This is a genomic window from Pseudomonas sp. (assembly GCF_037994325.1).
GTDB lineage: Bacteria > Pseudomonadota > Gammaproteobacteria > Pseudomonadales > Pseudomonadaceae > Aquipseudomonas.
Genome location: NZ_JBBNAH010000199.1, coordinates 1 through 4372, shown reverse-complemented (window position 1 = coordinate 4372; position 4372 = coordinate 1). Strand labels below are relative to the sequence as shown.

6 protein-coding genes are annotated in these 4372 nt (G+C 56.9%); 2 read left to right on the top strand and 4 right to left on the bottom strand.

From position 1 onward, the window contains the following. Window positions 1–684 (top strand): toxin protein (locus AAAB16_RS06685; RefSeq protein ID WP_340662635.1); only part of this gene is annotated, 684 nt, incomplete at its 5' end. Window positions 685–748: 64 nt separating this feature from the next. Here AAAB16_RS06685 and cysZ read toward each other — a convergent pair. Beyond that, the gene (cysZ, locus tag AAAB16_RS06680; protein ID WP_340662634.1) at window positions 749–1498 is read right to left on the bottom strand and encodes a sulfate transporter CysZ; all 750 of its coding nucleotides are present in this window, start codon (window positions 1496–1498) and stop codon (window positions 749–751) included. 294 nt (window positions 1499–1792) lie between these two features. Here cysZ and trxB point away from each other — a divergent pair, with 294 nt between their 5' ends. Next, a complete protein-coding gene (gene trxB, locus AAAB16_RS06675; RefSeq protein WP_340662633.1) occupies window positions 1793–2734 on the top strand; it encodes a thioredoxin-disulfide reductase in 942 nt (313 codons plus the stop codon). Window positions 2735–2748: 14 nt separating this feature from the next. Here the strand turns inward: trxB and AAAB16_RS06670 are convergent, their stop codons facing one another. From AAAB16_RS06670 to AAAB16_RS06660, 3 genes are all read right to left on the bottom strand, one after another. Next, the gene (locus tag AAAB16_RS06670; protein WP_340662632.1) at window positions 2749–3012 is read right to left on the bottom strand and encodes a YebG family protein; all 264 of its coding nucleotides are present in this window, start codon (window positions 3010–3012) and stop codon (window positions 2749–2751) included. Window positions 3013–3106: 94 nt separating this feature from the next. Continuing rightward, on the bottom strand, window positions 3107–4111 hold the full coding sequence (locus AAAB16_RS06665) for an MBL fold metallo-hydrolase (RefSeq protein ID WP_340662631.1): 1005 nt from the start codon (window positions 4109–4111) through the stop codon (window positions 3107–3109). 27 nt (window positions 4112–4138) lie between these two features. Further along, the coding region (locus AAAB16_RS06660; RefSeq protein WP_340662630.1) for a hypothetical protein at window positions 4139–4372 on the bottom strand (234 nt) is incomplete at its 5' end.

The following is a 4372-nucleotide window of genomic DNA, read 5'->3' as shown; positions in this document are numbered from 1 at the left end:
TATATTGCTGAGAGTGTGAAAAAAGGCGCCGAGTTAGTGCCACTCAAACTGTCGCCGCAGCGCATTACAGAGTTGTTGAATTCGGGAGACTTGAAGTCGTTGGGTAACGGTCGATATTCGGCTGAATACCCTTTAGGCACCCAGCATTTCTCGATTGGCAAAGATGGTGCGGTATCGACTCTCAATGGTGAGCCCATTCGAGTGTTGACCAACCCACCGGAGGTTGGCGCCGATTCTCACCATCCGTTGCCCATCACGGCGGATTATGACCTGTTCAGCATCTCGCCAAAGGCCTCGCAGGACTACAACCTGACACCGTTCAAAGTAGGTTCTCGGTTTGCTTACGGAACCTGGGCTGATAAGAATTTGCCGCTGTTTACCAGCGCGCCGAAAAAAGGTGGGGCAGCGGATCCGAATATGGGCAACGTCAGCCACTACACCCGTGCAATCGTGCAAAGCCTGAACAAGGAAGCGGCTTCCGAGGGTTATGCGGGCGGTGCGTTGGTGTGGCATGGCGACGAAGCAAACAACCCGTTCAGCCCAGGGTTTGACCCGGCTGACCAACCGATTTTCTTTGTGCCAGGTAAAAAGCCAGTGCGGGTTAACTCGAAGCAGGAGTTGTTGAAGTTTCAGGAGATGTTGAAACAAGAGGGATACAGCCCGGGTACCAGCAACCGATTCTAATCGGCAGGTATCGTCGCGATTAAAAAGCAGCCCAGTGAGTGGGCTGCCTTTTTTATTGGCTTTTTTATACCTTGCTCAAGGCGCTATTGCCTCGCTCCCTTACCCAAAACAACGTCGCGCCGGCTACCGCTGCTGGCATCATCAATACGTTCAAGCCGGGAATTAGCAACACCAAATACACCGAGCCACCAAAGCCTAAACTCTGCCAGCGCTTTTCCCGTAGCCACGCGAGCATTTCGTTCCAGCCGAGTTTGTTGTTGTCCGCCGGATAGTCGATGTATTGCACGCACATCATCCAGATGCCGAACAGCACCCACAGCGGCGCGGCGATGATGTTTAGCCCTGGGATAAACGACAGGATAAACAGGCCAATGGCGCGCGGCAGAAAGTAGCCGAGTTTGCGCAGCTCGCGGCCGAGGGTGCGCGGCACCATGGCGACCAATTCACCCCAGCGAAAAGGCGGAAAGGTGTCTTCGCCACGCAGCACCACTTCAACTTTCTCGGAGAGAAAGCCGTTGAACGGCGCGGCGATGATATTGGCCAAGGTGGTAAAGGTGAAAAACACCATCAGCAGTAGCAGCACGAAAAACAGCGGCCAAAGAATGTAGCTGAGAAAACTGAGCCAACCCTCTGGGTTGGGCATCAGGGCGTTTAGCCAACCGTTGAACTCCTGCACGGCAAAGCTGATCAGGCCAACAAACAGGATCAGGTTGATGGCCAGCGGTAAGAGCACGAACAGGCGCAGGCCAGGGCTCAGCACAAGCTTGAGGCCTTCGCGCAGGTATTGCGGGCCGGAGAGGACAGGGGCGGGCATTGGCGTTTCCTTGGTAAAGATGGGCTGACCTTAACGCCATTCCAACGCGTTCGAAAGCGTCGTGCTGTTACCGATTTCTTGGGCGATTGGATAAATACGCTGATTGACGAATAGCACGTGGCTATCGGCGGCATAAGAATCGACCACTTCCTGCGTAGGTATCGTCTGCGTAACCTTGCCGCCAATCCCGTCCGCCGTGCGGACACTGTTTGCGGGACTCCCACTCTGTAAAGCCTTCCCCAAGTGCTCGGGCAGTCCCTTTTTATTCCGGCTGCGGCCGGCAGGAGGCGGTTTATGACTGTTCGTCACGCTCGGGTAATTATTCTGGGCTCCGGCCCCGCTGGTTATTCGGCTGCGGTTTATGCCGCGCGCGCCAATCTCAAGCCGTTGTTGATTACCGGCATGCAGGCCGGTGGGCAACTGACCACCACCACCGAGGTGGATAACTGGCCTGGTGATGTGCACGGCCTAACCGGCCCGGCGCTGATGCAGCGTATGCAGAAACACGCTGAGCGCTTTGAGACCGAAATCGTCTTTGACCATATCAATGCCGTCGACCTGGCCGGCAAGCCCTTCACTCTGACCGGCGATAGCGCCACGTACACCTGCGATGCCTTGATCATCGCCACCGGTGCCAGCGCGCGTTATCTCGGCTTGCCGTCGGAAGAAGCCTTTATGGGGCAGGGCGTTTCTGCTTGCGCCACCTGTGACGGTTTCTTCTATCGCAACCGTGAAGTGGCGGTGGTCGGTGGTGGTAATACGGCGGTGGAAGAGGCGTTGTACCTGGCCAATATCGCCAGCAAGGTCACCCTGGTGCACCGCCGCGAGACCTTCCGCGCTGAGAAAATTTTGATCGACAAACTCTATGCGCGAGTAGCCGAAGGCAAGATCGAGCTCAAGCTCAATGCCTCGGTAAACGAAGTGCTCGGTGACAACAAAGGCGTGACCGGCGTGCGCTTGCAGCACAACGACGGCGGCAGTTCAGAACTGAAGGTGGACGGCGTGTTTATTGCCATTGGCCACACGCCAAACACCTCACTGTTCGAAGATCAGTTGGCGCTGAAGGATGGTTACCTGGTAGTTAACGGCGGCCGCGATGGCAATGCCACTGCCACCAGTATTCCCGGTGTATTCGCTGCCGGCGACGTGGCCGACCACGTCTACCGTCAGGCCATCACCTCCGCCGGCGCCGGCTGCATGGCGGCGCTGGATGTGGAGCGCTACTTAGAGGCGTGATGGTAAAAACCTGATCAGCCCGCTTCTTCCGGGCTGGTCAGTTCACTCAAGGCTTCAGGCTGGTTTTTGAACGCCTTGGCAAACACATCGCGGTTTTTCGCCATGTAGATGCCGATCTCTTCTACCTGCTGCTCGCTAAGCGACGGCACGGCTTTGAGCAATACGTCGGCCAGCGATTCGGCCAATTCCAGCATCTTGTCGTAACGATCGGCTTCGGCTTTATCCATAAACAAACGCTCCGGATCGCGACTGCTGCGGTACACCACTTCGACGGCCATTCATCACCTCACCTTCTAGCAAGCTATTACTGTTTATTTATACAGGTTGCGAGCATAAAGCACTCGCGCGCCGTTTAATAGTCACGCGCGCAAATCAGGGTTTGGGCAGCGGCGAGAACTCCACCGGCACCCAAGCAAAACCGGTGCCTCGCAGGCGTACATGGCCAATGCCGGGGAAGGGCAGGTGGGCGCCGGCCACCAGAAATTTCTGCGCCGCCGCTTCGGCAAAGACGTGTTTGCGGGTGGCAATGGCTTGCTTGGCGTCGCTGTCGAAATCAATGGCCACCTGCGGGTGGGCGAACTGGATGGAGTGGCTGTGCACCACATCGCCCCACACCAGCAATTTTTGCCCCTTGGAGGTGAACATATAGCCGCTGTGCCCCGGCGTATGGCCGTGCAGAGCTAGATCTTTAACGCCCGGCAACACCTCGCTGCCATCGGTAAACAACTTCAATTTGCCCGCTGCTTTGTAGGGCGCGGCGGTGCTGGCGATCATTTTTAGCCGCGCTTGCTTGTCGGCCGGAGCTTTGGCCAGCAACTCCGGGTCCAGCCAATAGTCGGCTTCGACTTTATTGAGCATCAAGGTGGCGTTGGGGAAGGCGCGCTCACCTTTGCTGTCGAGCACGCCGCAGGCGTGGTCAGGGTGCATATGGGTGAGAAGCAAGGTGTCGACCTGTTCCAGCGTATAACCAGCCGCTTCGATATCGCGTTGCACGTTGCCGAGGTTGTCGGTCAGGCATTTGCCGGCGCCGCTGTCGACCAACACCAAATGCTCGCCGGTGTTAATCAAAAAGGCGTTGACCGCCGTCTGCACGCCGTTGGTTGAGTCGAGAAATTGCCGGGCCTGCAAACTCTGGATGGTTTCGGCACTGGCGCCCTTGAGCAGCTTGTTGTTGATCAGGTTAAAGCCGTCATACAGCGCGGTGACTTCAAAGTCGCCTAAGGCCATGCGGTAGTAACCGGGGACCTGGGTGTTTTGCTTGGCCACTGGCGCGGCAATGGTCAAGCCCGGGTGCAGCAGGCTGAACGCGCACATCAGCGCCAGCACCAGCAGTAGCAAGGCTTGGTGTGCGCGGCATAGGCACAGAGGGTTTTTCATCGAAAGGCTCCCAGCGAAAAATGGTCCCTAACCAAGATAGACGGGCTTGGGCTGGGCACAGGTTATCGCTGGGAAATCATCGGGCTGTCCAGTGAAAGCGCTGTGACGCGATGTTTCGTCACAGCTTCCATGGCCTTTAATCTGCATAAGCCAGATTGTCATCTCGCGGCCATAGCCTTGGCTGCGACCTAAACAAGGAAGCACGCGTTGAAAATCAAATGGGCGGAAAACCTCAAGCAGTCCATGCACGGTCTGGCCGAG